We start from the raw sequence: 12,782 nt of genomic DNA, 5'->3' as shown, positions 1-12,782 counted from the left end.
CGTGAATCCCAATGACCGATGCCACCCAAACGGCCTCTGGCCCGATCCGCCGCTGGATCGCCCGCGCCACCGCACGGCCCGAGCCCGCCAAGCGCGTGCAGTTTGACCGTCCGCTCTTGCCGTGGCTGTTTCTGGCCCCGCAACTGGCGGTGATCTTCGTGTTCTTCTATTGGCCCTCGGCGCAGGCGATTACCTCGTCGTTCTACATCGAAGACCCCTTCGGTTTTGGGTCAACCTTTGTGGGCTTTGACAATTACACCGACGCTTTGGGCTCTGCCGAATACCGGCATATCGCGGGTTTCACCGCGATTTTCACCATTCTTGTCACCGCGTTCTCGCTGGGTCTTGGCCTGCTGCTGGCGGTGAAGGCCGATCAGGTGATCCGCGCGCGCTCCACCTATCGCACGGCGCTGATCTCGGTCTACGCCATTGCGCCCCCGGTGGCGGGGCTGATCGGGATGATGCTGTTTGACCAACACATCGGCCCCTTCGTCAAACTCGCCGCATGGTTTGGCTGGGACATGAAGGTGGGTCTGAACTACTTCGACACCGCCTTCGCGATGATCCTCGTGTCGGTCTGGAAGCAGGTGCCTTATAACTTCATCTTCATCCTGTCCGGCCTGCAGAGCATCCCACAAAGCGTGCGCGAGGCGGCGTTGATTGATTGCAAGAACGGCGCGCGCCGGTTCTTTACCGCGATCCTGCCGTTGCTTGCCCCGACGGCGTTTTTTCTGCTGATCATCAATATCACCTATGCGCTGTTTGACACCTTTGCGGTGATCGACGTGATGGTGAAGGACAAGGCTGCCAACAACCCGATCACGCTGGTTTACAAGGTCTACCTCGACGGCTTCCGCGGCAATGACATTGGCGGTTCGTCCGCGCAATCGGTGATCCTGATGCTGGTCGTGCTGGTGCTGACGCTGGTGCAATTCCGCTGGCTGGAACGCCGCGTCCATTACGGGTGAGATGGTGAACCGGACACGCCCCTTAGACCATCTGATCCTGATCCTTGGCACCCTGTTCATGGTGATGCCTGTGGTGGTTGCGATCATGACATCTACCCACACGGCGGTTGAAATCCACACAGGCGGACTGCAAATTTTGCCCGGCAACGATGGCTATGAGACCTATCACACCGTGCTGACGCGACAGGGTGGGTTTACCGGACAGGTCACTGGCGCGCGGATGGTGATGAACTCACTGATCCTTGGCATTGGCTTTGCGGTGGGTAAGATCGTGCTGTCGATGGCTGCGGCTTATGCCTTGGTCTATTTCCGCTTTCGCTTTGCCACGCTGATGTTCTGGGTGATCTTCACCACGCTGTTGCTGCCGTTGGAAGTGCGGATCATGCCGTCTTATCAGGTGATGTCGCAGCTGGGCCTGTTGAACAGCTACACAGGCCTGATCTTGCCACTACTGGCCTCGGCCACGGGCACATTCTATTTCCGGCAGTTCTTCAAATCCATCCCGGATGAGCTGCTAGAGGCCGCCCGGATCGACGGCGCAGGTCCGGTCAAGTTCTTCATCGACGTGATCTTGCCGCTGTCAAAAACCATGATGGCCGCGATCTTCATCATCATGTTCGTCTATGGCTGGAACCAGTATCTCTGGCCGATGCTGATGACCACGGATGAGCGGTTCTTCACCCTGATGCGCGGCATCAAGCAGATCCTGCAAGTCTGGGTCGGCAGCCAGATCCCCGATTACAACGAAGCCTTTGCCCTTGCGGTGCTGGCCCTGCTTCCGCCGGTTCTGGTGGTGGTGGTGTTCCAGCGCTGGTTCATCAAGGGCCTGACGGAAAGCGATAAATAATGGCCGCGATCACGATAACTGACGTCTCAAAGACCTATCCGGGGGCAAGCGCACCCTCGATCACCGACATCAGCCTGACCATACAGGATGGCGAGTTCATTGTGCTGGTAGGCCCCTCGGGCTGCGGAAAATCCACCCTGCTGCGGATGGTGGCGGGGCTGGAAGACATCACGGCGGGCGAGGTCAAAATCGGTGACCGCGTCGTCAACAAGGTCGATCCCGCCGACCGTGATATCGCCATGGTGTTCCAGAACTACGCGCTTTACCCGCATATGTCAGTACGCGAAAACATGGCTTACGGCCTGAAAAACCGCAAAACTCCGAAAGCCGAGATTGAGGCGCGCGTGGCCGAAGCTGCCCGTATGCTGGAACTCGGCCCCTATCTTGACCGCAAGCCGCGTGCCCTGTCGGGTGGTCAGCGTCAGCGCGTCGCCATGGGCCGCGCCGTCGTGCGCCAGCCTGCGGCGTTTCTGTTCGACGAGCCCTTATCCAACCTCGACGCCAAGCTGCGGGTGTCGATGCGCGGTGAAATCCGCCGCCTACAAAAGCGGCTTGCCACCACATCGCTGTATGTGACGCATGACCAGCTAGAAGCGATGACGTTGGCCGATCGTCTCGTGGTGCTGAACGCAGGCCGGATCGAGCAGGTCGGAGCGCCCTTGGAAATTTATCACCGTCCGGCGACGACTTTTGTGGCGAGTTTCATCGGTTCACCCGCGATGAACCTGCTGGACGCCGCAGTTGACGGCAACCGTCTGCGGATCGGCGGCCATGTGATCGAAACCGGTCGCGCCGTGCCCGCGCATGGCGCTGTCACTCTGGGCATCCGCGCCGAAGATCTGCACATCTCTGCGACTGGCCTGCCGTTCAAAGTCGATTTCGTTGAAGAACTGGGCGCGCAACGTCTGGTGCATGGCAGCATCGATGGGCAGGCGCTGGTGTTATCACTGGACCCGAAAACACCGCTTCAGTATGAGATGTGCCTGTCGGTGATTTCCGACAAGCTGCACCTGTTCGACACCATCAGCGGCAAACGGCTGGAGCAGGCGCACACTATCGCGACCCTTACCCCTGTGCCGGCATGATCTTTGCCACGACACCGCAGCTAACCGGGCTTTCCCAAACCGAGCGGAACCAGATTGCCGAGCTCCCTCGCAATGTGGCGTCGCATGATGTTCGCTTGGCGACTCTGTCTTGCATGAACTCAGTCGAGGTGGGCGGCACAGCACCCACCGAGCCGCTCGGTTTCCCCTTCACCGTTGCCGCGTGGAACCTCGAACGCTGCCTGTTCCCAACTGAATCTGCCGTCAAAATCGCCACATCTCGTGCTCAGGTGGTGCTGCTGTCCGAGATGGATAACGGCATGGCCCGCACCGCGCAGGCCCACACCACTGCCGCAGTCGCCTCGACCCTTGGCATGGTCTATGCGTATGGGGTTGAATTCATTGAGCTTGGTCTAGGGTCGGAAACTGAACTCGAATTCTGCACCGACAACCATAACCGTCTGGGCTTTCACGGTAATGCAGTTCTTGCCGCAACACCGCTGGTGCAGCCCTTCCTGCTGCGCCTGCCTGGGCAACGCTTCTGGTTTCTTTCGGGTGGCGATCAGTCGCGCTTGGGTGAACGGTTGGCGATTGGCGCGGTGATCCAGACCGAAGCGGGGCCGGTTGTGATGGTCTCGACCCATCTGGAAAGCAACGCAGACGCCGCCCAGCGTGAAACCCAGCTTTGCATTTTGATCGACTCGCTAGAGGCCACGTTCCCCAGCCTGCCGCTGCTCATCGGCGGCGATCTGAACACTGGCAACCATATCGGCGGCGATTGGCGGGACGAGACGCTGTTTGCCCATGCGACACGACGGGGCTTCATGATTCACGGCGGCCCCGAAACCGCAATGACGACACGCGCCAGCCAGATCACCCGCTGGCCTAACCGCGCGATGAAGTTGGACTGGTTTCTGACGCGCGGGTTGCAGATCGCACAATCGCAAATCATCGCATCGACTGACAAATGGGACAAACCGCTTTCAGACCATGACATGATCGTGCTGCAAATTTCGGGTTTAAACCAATGAACTGAGGGGCGGCTTTGTGCCAAGCTTACACCGGCTTTGAGGTGCGGTCAGAATGTAAAGCTGTGAGAAATTGTTGGGGAAGAAACAGAACTTCGGTGCGCTGCGTAGCTAACAGATTGCGCACCATCAAAAAGTGCGTCGGGCTTCTACCTGTTTGTTTGTACCGAGTTCACTTTGACATGGACGCAAAGGCCAGCGGCTTACTGCAGCAGGTTTGGGGAAGGCGTATTCTCCGCGAAAACATCGCCTTAACGGTGGCTTTGGGCCGTTATCTACGGCCAAAGGCAACACGTCTGCTACGAGCTAAATAGTTTCGGAGGTGCCGAACTTTGCCTGGATCTTCGCCAGATGCTGGCGCAACGCGTATTGGGCGCTACGGATATGCGCGACGGTCAGATTGGCTGCGGCATCTGCATCGCCGCGTGCGCAGGCTTCCAAGATATCAAGATGCTCGGCATTTGAACGGGCATGACCATCGGTCAGCAACAGTTGTGCGCGCAAATAGCGGTCCAGCCGGTCCATCGCGTTGGTCAGCGTGCCCAGATGAAACGGCAGATTACTGGCTCGATACAGCGTTATATGAAAGGCGCGGTTCAGATCGCCCCAACGCATCGGATCGGTGGTGCTGGCAAAGGCGTCACAAATCGCGCGGGCCTCGGCAATCAGCGCTGGCGTCATATGCGGTACAGCGGCGCGAATTACATGCGCGTCAATGATACAGCGGAAATCGAAAATCTCGCTGGACTCTGCGATGGACAGGCCGACCACGACTGCCCCCTTGAATCGGTGGTTTTTCACCAGGCCCTGCTGTTCCAGCATGGTGATCGCCTCGCGCACAGGGATACGGCTGGTATGAAACAGCCGCGCGATTTCATCCTGACGCAGCGGATCGCCGTCTTTCAACTCGCCCTCGATGATTGCACGGCGCAACGCCTCAAAGACCAGCCCACCTGCCGAGACCATCTTGGAAACGTCCACACCCTTAAGCGCCATAGTGCCCCCCGCATTTGCTGAACGGTCTACCCACTTGCCATCAAATCGGGAAGAACTTTAATATTGTATATCGGATCCAATCTGGGTTAGGTGCAAAAGCGTGTCGATGGGGAGCTTGGCACGACGTCCACGACCGTGCCTTGCGCCGGTTTGGCGCTGCTTGCCCCACATGCGTCGCAAACAGACAATGGACCGTGAATGACCGATTTTGCGACCGCCCTCGCCGCCTTCCGCCCCGTTCAAGCCGCAGCGATAGAGCCGACAGAGTTGCAGATGCGTCTGGCCGGGCTTCAGGCGCGGATGCAGCGGGATGGGGTCAAGGCGGTCTGGCTTGGATGCCTCCTCGTCGCTGATCTACTACACCGGGCTACGTTTGGGCCTGTCAGAGCGGATCCATGGCGCGTTGGTGCCGTCTTCGGGTGCGCTGATCTATGTCTCGCCCCAGTTCGAATTCCCCAAACTGCGCAGCCTGTTGCGACTGGATGGCGATGTTGTGGCGTGGGAGGAACACGAAAACCCCTACGCCCTGATCGCCGCCGAGCTGCGCGCCATGGTCGCCCCGGGTGCCGGATTGGCGCTTGATCTGGCCACCCCGTTTGTGTTCGCCGCAGGCTTGATGGCACAAATTGCAGGGCCGGTGATCTCGGCACAGAGCATGATCGAGGCACAACGCCAGTGCAAATCCGCCGCCGAAATTGCACTGATGCAAACCGCTATGAATGCCAGTTTCGCGGTGCAAAAGGCGGTCCATGCGGGCTTGCGCGCAGGGATTTCCACCACCGAAGTCACCGATTTCATCCTTGCAGCCCATGTGGCACTTGGTCTGAAACCCCTGTTCGCTGCCGCCCAATTCGGCGAGGCCACCGCCTATCCGCATGGCGTGCCAGAGCCGCAAATTCTGCAACAAGGCGATATGGTGCTGTTTGATATGGGCGGCACGCTGCACGGCTACGCCTCGGACATCACCCGCACTTATGTTTTCGGCACCCCCACGCCCCGGCAACGTCAATTGTGGGAATTGGAGCGTCAGGCGCAAAGTGCGGCCTTCGCTGCGGCACAGATCGGTGTCACCTGCGGCGCGGTCGATGATGCCGCACGCGGCGTGCTGACGGCTGCGGGTTTCGGCCCCGGCTACCGCGTCCCCGGCCTGCCGCATCGCACGGGCCACGGCCTTGGCATCGACATTCACGAGGCACCCTATATCGTGGGCGGCAATGACACACCCTTGGCGGCAGGCATGTGCTTTTCCATCGAACCGATGCTGTGCGTTTACGGCGAATGCGGCGTGCGGCTGGAAGATATTGTTTACATGACACAATCCGGCCCCCGCTGGTTTGTGCCCCCGGCCGAGCGGCTCGATGATCCGTTCGGAAACACGACGACCTGAGGCGCACTCGCAACTGCGCCCATGAAGAAAACCGGCCCGCCTGAATGGGTTGGAACAGTGCTTAACAGAGAGTGAAAGGACCAAGACATGAAAATGCTATCCCGCATCCTGATTGCGGCCTCCGCATTGGCGATGACCACCGCCATGCCTGCCCTTGCCAAGACCTTCGTCTACTGCTCGGAAGCCTCGCCCGAGGGGTTTGATCCGGCCCCCTACACCGCTGGCGGCACCTTTGATGCCTCGGCCCACCCGATTTACAACCGTCTGGTTGAGTTCAAAAAAGGCACAACCGAAGTTGAGCCCGGTCTGGCGGAATCGTGGGAAGTGTCGGCGGATGGTCTGGAATACACCTTCAAGCTGCGTCAGGGTGTGAAGTGGCATTCCAACGAAAAATTCACCCCGTCGCGCGATTTCAACGCCGATGACGTGATCTTCAGCTATCAGCGCCAAGCTTCGGCAGATCACCCGTGGAACCAATATATCGCTGGCATCACCTATGAGTATTACAACTCGATGGAGATGCCCTCGCTGATCAAAGACATCGTCAAGGTTGACGATTACACCGTGAAATTCGTGCTGACCCGTCCCGAAGCACCGTTCCTGGCGAACATCGCGATGCCCTTCGCCTCAATCGTCTCGGCGGAATACGCGAGCGTGCTGGAAGCCGCTGGCACCAAGGAAGATCTGAACAACGCCCCGATCGGCACCGGCCCGTTCAAGTTCGTAGCCTACCAAAAAGACGCGGTGATCCGCTACGCCAAAAACCCGGATTACTGGGGGCCCGCCCCGAAGATCGACGATCTGGTGTTCGCGATCACCCCGGATGCCGCTGTGCGCCTGCAAAAGCTGAAAGCTGGCGAATGCCAACTGATGCCCTACCCAGCTCCGGCTGATCTGGCGGCGATCAAAGAAGATCCGAACCTGAAAGTCGAAGAGCAGGCTGGCCTGAACGTCGGCTACCTCGCCTATAACACCACCCAAGCGCCGTTCGACAATCCGAAGGTGCGTAAGGCGCTGAACATGGCGATGAACAAGCAGGCGATCATTGACGCTGTGTTCCAAGGGGCTGGCCAAGTTGCCAAAAACCCGATCCCGCCGACAATGTGGTCGTATAACGACGCCATCGCTGACGATGTGTACGATCCGGTTGCAGCCAAGGCCGCTTTGGAAACCGAAGGCGTCAAATATCTGTCGATGAAGATCTGGGCGATGCCGGTGCAGCGCCCCTACATGCCGAACGCCCGTCGTGCGGCAGAACTGATGCAGGAAGACTTCGCCAAAGTCGGCGTTAAGGTCGAGATCGTCTCCTACGAATGGGGCGAATACCTTGATAAGTCGATGGAGCCGGGCCGCGATGGCGCGGTGATCTTGGGCTGGACCGGCGACAATGGCGACCCCGACAACTTCATGGGCGTCTTGCTGTCTTGCGCCTCGGCTGGCAAGGGCGGCGCAAACCGCGCCTTCTGGTGCAACCAAGAGTTCTCGGATCTGCTGTCGAAAGCCAAGCAGACCTCGGACGTGGCAGAGCGCACCAAGCTTTACGAACAAGCACAGGTGATCTTCAAGGATCAAGCCCCTTGGGCGACGCTCGACCATTCGACGCAATATGTGCCGATGGCCAAGAACGTCACCGGCTTCGTGATGAGCCCCTTGGGCGATTTCACCTTCGATACCGTCGATCTGACTGAATAAGTCAGCCACTCTAACCGGATGCGCGGGGGCCCTCCCCGCGCATCCGACATTTTGGCCGCGTGTTGGCCTAAGGATCCTCACATGATCAGATTCATTCTCAGCAAACTGCTGTATCTGGTGCCAACGTTTCTGGGCATCACCTTGATTGCCTTCAGTTTTGTCCGCATCCTGCCCGGCGATCCGGTACTTTTGATGGCAGGCGAACGCGGCATCTCGCCCGAACGTCACGCAGAGCTTTCGGCACAACTTGGCTTTGACCGCCCCCTTTGGGTGCAATATTTCGATTTCCTCGGCCGGCTGTTCCACGGCGATCTTGGCAACTCGCTGGTCACCAAAAAACCGGTGATGGCCGAATTCCTGACCCTGTTCCCGGCAACGGTTGAACTCGGTCTGGTCGCCATCCTGATCGCCACCCTGATCGGTGTGCCCGTCGGCGTGATGGCAGCCATCAAGCGCGGCTCGTGGTTTGATCAGGTGTCGATGACCGCCGCTTTGGTGGGTTTTTCGATGCCGATCTTCTGGTGGGGCCTGCTGCTGATCATCTTCTTTTCCGGCATCTTGGGCTGGACCCCGGTATCAGGCCGCATTTCGCTGATGTATTTCTTCCCCGATGTGACCGGATTCATGCTGATCGACAGCCTGATTTCCGGGCAAAAGGGCGCGTTCACCTCAGCAATCTCGCATCTGATCCTGCCGTCCGTCGTGTTGGCCACCATCCCCTTGGCCGTGATTGCGCGCCAAACCCGCTCGGCGATGCTGGAAGTGATGGGCGAAGATTACGTCCGCACCGCCCGCGCCAAGGGCATGTCGCCGTCGCGCGTCATCGGAGTGCACGCGCTGCGCAACGCGATGATCCCGGTGATCACCACCATCGGCCTGCAAATCGGCGTGCTGATGGCAGGTGCCATCCTGACCGAGACGATTTTCTCATGGCCCGGCATCGGCAAGTGGATGATCGATTCCATCTCGCGCCGTGACTATCCGGTCGTGCAAAGCGGGCTTTTGTTGATTGCGGGGCTGGTGATGCTCGTCAATCTCTTGGTCGACCTGACCTATGGCCTCATCAACCCGAGGATCCGCCACAAATGAGCGATACAGCCATCAAACTCAGCGATGCCGCGATCCGCCGTCAGATGCTGGCCGATTTCTGGTTCTACTTCAGGCAAAACCGCGGCGCGGTGGTCGGCATGTGGGTGTTCATCGGTTTGGTGATCTTGGCCGTCTTCGCCCAAGTCATCGCCCCGCATGACCCCACCCAACAATACCGCGACGCGCTGCTCGCCCCGCCGTTCTGGCAAGAGGGCGGCAGCACAAGCTTCCTGCTTGGCACCGATGCTGTGGGCCGCGATATGCTGTCCCGGCTGATCTACGGAGCGCAATACTCGCTTTTCATCGGCATCGTCGTGGTCGCCATTGCGCTGATCGGCGGCATTTTCGTCGGCCTGCTGGCTGGGTTCTTCGGCGGTTGGGTCGATACCGTGATCATGCGGGTGATGGATGTCATCCTCGCCTTCCCGTCCTTGCTGCTGGCCTTGGTGCTGGTGGCAGTGCTGGGGCCGGGCCTGACCAACGCAATGATCGCCATCGCCATCGTCTATCAGCCGCACTTCGCCCGCCTGACACGCGCCGCCGTGATGGGCGAGAAAGAGCGCGAATACGTCACCGCCGCCCGTGTCGCAGGCGCAGGCACCATGCGGCTGATGTTCAAAACCATCCTGCCGAACTGCCTCGCCCCTCTGATCGTGCAAGCCACCTTGTCGTTCTCGTCCGCCGTGCTCGATTCCGCCGCCCTTGGCTTCCTTGGCATGGGCGCACAGCCGCCCTCGTCGGAATGGGGCACCATGCTCGCCGAAGCGCGCGAGTTCATCCTGCGCGCGTGGTGGGTCGTTACCCTGCCCGGCCTTGCCATCCTGATCTCGGTGCTGGCGATCAACCTGATGGGCGATGGCTTGCGTGACGCCCTCGACCCCAAGCTGAAGCGGAGCTGAGCCATGGAGAAACAAACCGGGGCCCTTTTGAATATCAAAAACCTGACCGTGCGCTTTGCCACCTCAACCGGGGCCTTCACCGCTGTCGATGGCGTCGATGTTTCGGTCAGCCCGCGCGAAGTGCTGGCGATTGTCGGCGAAAGTGGCTCGGGCAAATCGGTGTCGATGCTTGCGGTGATGGGCCTGTTGCCCGACACCGCCACCGTCACCGCAGATGAGATGACCTACGACGGCCGCGATCTGCTGAAGATGACCGCGGCAGAGCGCCGCAAGCTGATCGGGCGTGAGATCACGATGATCTTTCAGGAACCCGTCGCCTCGCTCAACCCGTCCTTCACCGTGGGCTTCCAGATCGAGGAAGTCTTGCGCTTCAATCTCGGGATGGACCGCAAAGCCGCCCGCGCCCGCGCGGTCGAACTTTTCAACGCCGTAGGCATCCCCGAGCCGGAAACCAAGCTGAACGCCTATCCGCACCAGATGTCGGGCGGTCAATGCCAGCGCGTGATGATCGCCATGGCGATCGCCTCTAACCCGCGGCTGCTGATCGCGGATGAACCCACCACGGCGCTGGATGTGACGATCCAGAAGCAAATCCTCGATCTGCTGATGGATTTGCAGGAAAAGCACGGCATGGCGCTGATCCTGATCACGCATGACATGGGTGTCGTCGCCGAAACCGCCGACCGTGTGATCGTCCAATACAAAGGGCGCAAGATGGAAGAAGCCGATGTGCTGAGCCTGTTTGAAAACCCGCAGAATTCCTACACCCGCGCGCTGTTGTCGGCCCTGCCCGAGAATGCCAAGGGGGATCGTTTGCCCACTGTCGCCGATTTCATGGCAGCGGAGGCAAAGCTATGACCGTGGTGATCGAAGGCAAAGCGCTGACGCAGGATTATCTGGTCAGCGGTGGAATGTTTGCGGCCACCAAGCATGTGCGCGCCGTCAAAGGCGTTGATTTCGCGGTGGAAAAGGGCAAGACCCTTGCCATTGTCGGCGAAAGCGGCTCGGGCAAATCGACACTGGCCCGTATCATTGCGCTGATTGATGCCCCCTCCAGTGGTGTATTGAAGGTTGATGGCCAGGAGATCAACATCAGTCGCAAACGCCTGACGCCCGAGATGCGGTCCAAAGTGCAGATGGTTTTCCAGAACCCCTACGGCAGCCTCAATCCGCGCCAAAAGGTCGGCGATGTGCTGATGGAGCCGCTGCTGATCAACACGCCGCTTTCGGCTGCCGAGCGGCGCGAGAAGGCCGAGGCGATGCTGGCCAAGGTTGGCCTGCAACCCGAACATTTCAACCGCTACCCACATATGTTTTCGGGCGGCCAACGCCAGCGCATCGCCATCGCGCGCGCATTGATGCTGAACCCGGCATTGCTTGTGCTGGATGAGCCAGTCTCTGCGCTGGACTTGTCGGTGCAGGCGCAGGTACTAAATTTGCTCGCCGATTTGCAGGACGAATTCAACCTGACCTATGTCTTCGTCAGCCATGACCTGTCCGTGGTGCGCTACATCGCCGATGACGTGCTGGTGTTAAGCAAGGGTGTAGCAGTTGAGCAAGGTAGTCGTGAGGCGCTGTTCGCAAATCCGCAGCATCCCTATACGCAGCAATTGTTTGCCGCGACACCCGTGACAGACGTAGCCGCAATCCGTGCAAGGGTAGAGCGTCGTCGGCTCGCGGGGGCAAAGCTCTAGCCTTGGCCAAGGTGAGCGAAACTACCGATGAAAGGACGCCTGTTGATTTCCAAGCCTGCGCGATGTGGCGCAACTCCATGATTCAGGTGGTGCGCGTTCCTAGGCTTCACTTCACGCTGCCATTCGCATGACCAAAATGAGCGCTTATTCGATTAGGGTTTGTTGACGTTTGAGGATTCCCAAATTAGTTTCTGAGTGATTCAAGGTTGCCAAATGGGAGGCAACCTTGATCCGCACCGCTTTGACCGACGCCCAATGGGAAACCATCGCCCCGCACTGTCTTGGCCGGGAATGTGATCCCGGTCGCACGGGGCCTGATCCGCGCCTTTTTGTCGAGGCCGTTCTCTGGATCGCGCGCACCGGCTGCCCTTGGCGCGACCTGCCCGAGGATTTCGGGAAGTGGAACTCAGTCTTCAAACGGTTCCGCAGATGGGTGAAGGCCGACGCATTCTATCGTATGTTCAGGATGTTGGCCGAAGATGCCGACTTCGAATACGCCATGATCGACGGCAGTATCGTCACGGTCCACCGCCACGGTCAGGGCGCAAAAGGGGGACTCAGAGCCAGGCCATCGGACGTTCTCGCGGCGGCATAACCACCAAGATCATGGCCCTGACCGACGCACTCGGCAACATGATCAACTTCCGCTTGCTGCCCGGACAGGCGCACGACCTGCGTGGCACCGCAGCCCTGATCGAAGGGCTGTCCTGCGGCCAGTTCCTCGCGGATCGCGCCTTCGACGCCAACTGGCTGCGCGATGCGCTGACCGGCGCAGGGATCGAAGCAGTCATACCCCCTAAATGCAACCGCCGCTTCCCGGCGGAGTTCGACCGCCACACCGACACATGGCGGCACCTGATCGAGAACTTCTTCGGAAAACTAAAGGAATACAGAGGCATCGCCATGCGCTGCTGCAAAACAGACGAAAGCTTCAGCGCGTTCATCTCCCTCGCGGCAACAGTGATGCGCACAAGATGAACATCAACAGACCCTTCTGTATCTGCGTTCTGCTAAACTGGCCCCGTCACCGGTCCCGGCCAGGGCCGATGGCGGGGTGGTGCGCGACGTCTGACCCTTGTGGCAAGACCACGTTTTCTAGCCTGTCGGCACCGCCTCTCTTCATCGTCTCGAACAGTTGA

General features: G+C 59.5%; 12 protein-coding genes. 11 read left to right on the top strand and 1 reads right to left on the bottom strand.

Translation table 11 applies throughout. The features are described 5' to 3' along the window. Positions 1-11: 11 nt before the first annotated feature. The 4 genes from ACS5RD_RS10270 (at position 12) to ACS5RD_RS10255 (ending at position 3,889) form a co-directional block, all read left to right on the top strand. The gene (locus tag ACS5RD_RS10270; RefSeq protein ID WP_489931107.1) at positions 12-968 is read left to right on the top strand and encodes an ABC transporter permease subunit; all 957 of its coding nucleotides are present in this window, start codon (positions 12-14) and stop codon (positions 966-968) included. A 1-nt stretch (position 969) separates the two neighbouring features. Continuing rightward, positions 970-1,815, top strand: coding sequence for a sn-glycerol-3-phosphate ABC transporter permease UgpE (ugpE, locus tag ACS5RD_RS10265; RefSeq protein ID WP_489931106.1), 846 nt, complete (start codon positions 970-972; stop codon positions 1,813-1,815). Further along, positions 1,815-2,900, top strand: coding sequence for a sn-glycerol-3-phosphate import ATP-binding protein UgpC (locus tag ACS5RD_RS10260; RefSeq protein WP_489931105.1), 1,086 nt, complete (start codon positions 1,815-1,817; stop codon positions 2,898-2,900). Before ugpE ends, ACS5RD_RS10260 begins: the two co-directional genes overlap by 1 nt. Positions 2,901-2,995: 95 nt before the next feature. Next, complete coding sequence (locus tag ACS5RD_RS10255) at positions 2,996-3,889, top strand: endonuclease/exonuclease/phosphatase family protein (protein WP_489931104.1); 894 nt, start codon at positions 2,996-2,998, stop codon at positions 3,887-3,889. A gap of 303 nt (positions 3,890-4,192) precedes the next feature. On the opposite strand, the gene ACS5RD_RS10250 is transcribed toward ACS5RD_RS10255, so the two are convergent. Then, positions 4,193-4,882 carry a GntR family transcriptional regulator gene (locus ACS5RD_RS10250; protein WP_489931103.1) on the bottom strand — a complete coding sequence of 230 codons (690 nt, stop codon included), beginning with the start codon at positions 4,880-4,882 and terminating at the stop codon, positions 4,193-4,195. Positions 4,883-5,213: 331 nt separating this feature from the next. Here ACS5RD_RS10250 and ACS5RD_RS10245 point away from each other — a divergent pair, with 331 nt between their 5' ends. From ACS5RD_RS10245 to ACS5RD_RS10215, 7 genes are all read left to right on the top strand, one after another. Next, on the top strand, positions 5,214-6,269 hold the full coding sequence (locus ACS5RD_RS10245; protein WP_489931102.1) for a M24 family metallopeptidase: 1,056 nt from the start codon (positions 5,214-5,216) through the stop codon (positions 6,267-6,269). 93 nt (positions 6,270-6,362) lie between these two features. After that, entirely contained in the window at positions 6,363-7,961 is a 1,599-nt protein-coding gene (locus ACS5RD_RS10240; protein WP_489931359.1) for an ABC transporter substrate-binding protein, read from the top strand. An 81-nt stretch (positions 7,962-8,042) separates the two neighbouring features. Then, positions 8,043-9,050, top strand: a complete 1,008-nt coding sequence (locus ACS5RD_RS10235) for an ABC transporter permease subunit (RefSeq protein WP_054007212.1) — start codon at positions 8,043-8,045, stop codon at positions 9,048-9,050. Further along, a complete protein-coding gene (locus ACS5RD_RS10230) occupies positions 9,047-9,949 on the top strand; it encodes an ABC transporter permease subunit (protein WP_489931101.1) in 903 nt (300 codons plus the stop codon). Before ACS5RD_RS10235 ends, ACS5RD_RS10230 begins: the two co-directional genes overlap by 4 nt. A 3-nt stretch (positions 9,950-9,952) precedes the next feature. After that, positions 9,953-10,807, top strand: a complete 855-nt coding sequence (locus ACS5RD_RS10225; protein WP_489931100.1) for an ABC transporter ATP-binding protein — start codon at positions 9,953-9,955, stop codon at positions 10,805-10,807. Next, positions 10,804-11,643: a dipeptide ABC transporter ATP-binding protein gene (locus tag ACS5RD_RS10220; RefSeq protein WP_054007215.1), complete on the top strand. Its 840-nt coding sequence runs from the start codon at positions 10,804-10,806 to the stop codon at positions 11,641-11,643. Before ACS5RD_RS10225 ends, ACS5RD_RS10220 begins: the two co-directional genes overlap by 4 nt. A 226-nt stretch (positions 11,644-11,869) precedes the next feature. Next, a protein-coding gene (locus ACS5RD_RS10215) for an IS5 family transposase (RefSeq protein ID WP_489927828.1) occupies positions 11,870-12,621 on the top strand; the annotation gives its coding sequence in 2 pieces (ribosomal slippage) (positions 11,870-12,200 and positions 12,200-12,621; 753 coding nt in all). Positions 12,622-12,782: the final 161 nt, after the last annotated feature.

It is taken from the genome of Cypionkella sp. PAMC25878, assembly GCF_058135695.1.
Note: the sequence above shows the minus strand (reverse complement) of the source record. Positions and strands in the feature narration are given on the sequence as shown.

Coding starts and splice junctions, on each gene's coding strand:
- ACS5RD_RS10270 (WP_489931107.1), top strand. CDS start 12: ATGACCGATGCCACCCAAACGGCCTCTGGCCCGATCCGCCGCTGGATC.
- ugpE (WP_489931106.1), top strand. CDS start 970: ATGGTGAACCGGACACGCCCCTTAGACCATCTGATCCTGATCCTTGGC.
- ACS5RD_RS10260 (WP_489931105.1), top strand. CDS start 1,815: ATGGCCGCGATCACGATAACTGACGTCTCAAAGACCTATCCGGGGGCA.
- ACS5RD_RS10250 (WP_489931103.1), bottom strand. CDS start 4,882: ATGGCGCTTAAGGGTGTGGACGTTTCCAAGATGGTCTCGGCAGGTGGG.
- ACS5RD_RS10240 (WP_489931359.1), top strand. CDS start 6,363: ATGCTATCCCGCATCCTGATTGCGGCCTCCGCATTGGCGATGACCACC.
- ACS5RD_RS10235 (WP_054007212.1), top strand. CDS start 8,043: ATGATCAGATTCATTCTCAGCAAACTGCTGTATCTGGTGCCAACGTTT.
- ACS5RD_RS10230 (WP_489931101.1), top strand. CDS start 9,047: ATGAGCGATACAGCCATCAAACTCAGCGATGCCGCGATCCGCCGTCAG.
- ACS5RD_RS10225 (WP_489931100.1), top strand. CDS start 9,953: ATGGAGAAACAAACCGGGGCCCTTTTGAATATCAAAAACCTGACCGTG.
- ACS5RD_RS10220 (WP_054007215.1), top strand. CDS start 10,804: ATGACCGTGGTGATCGAAGGCAAAGCGCTGACGCAGGATTATCTGGTC.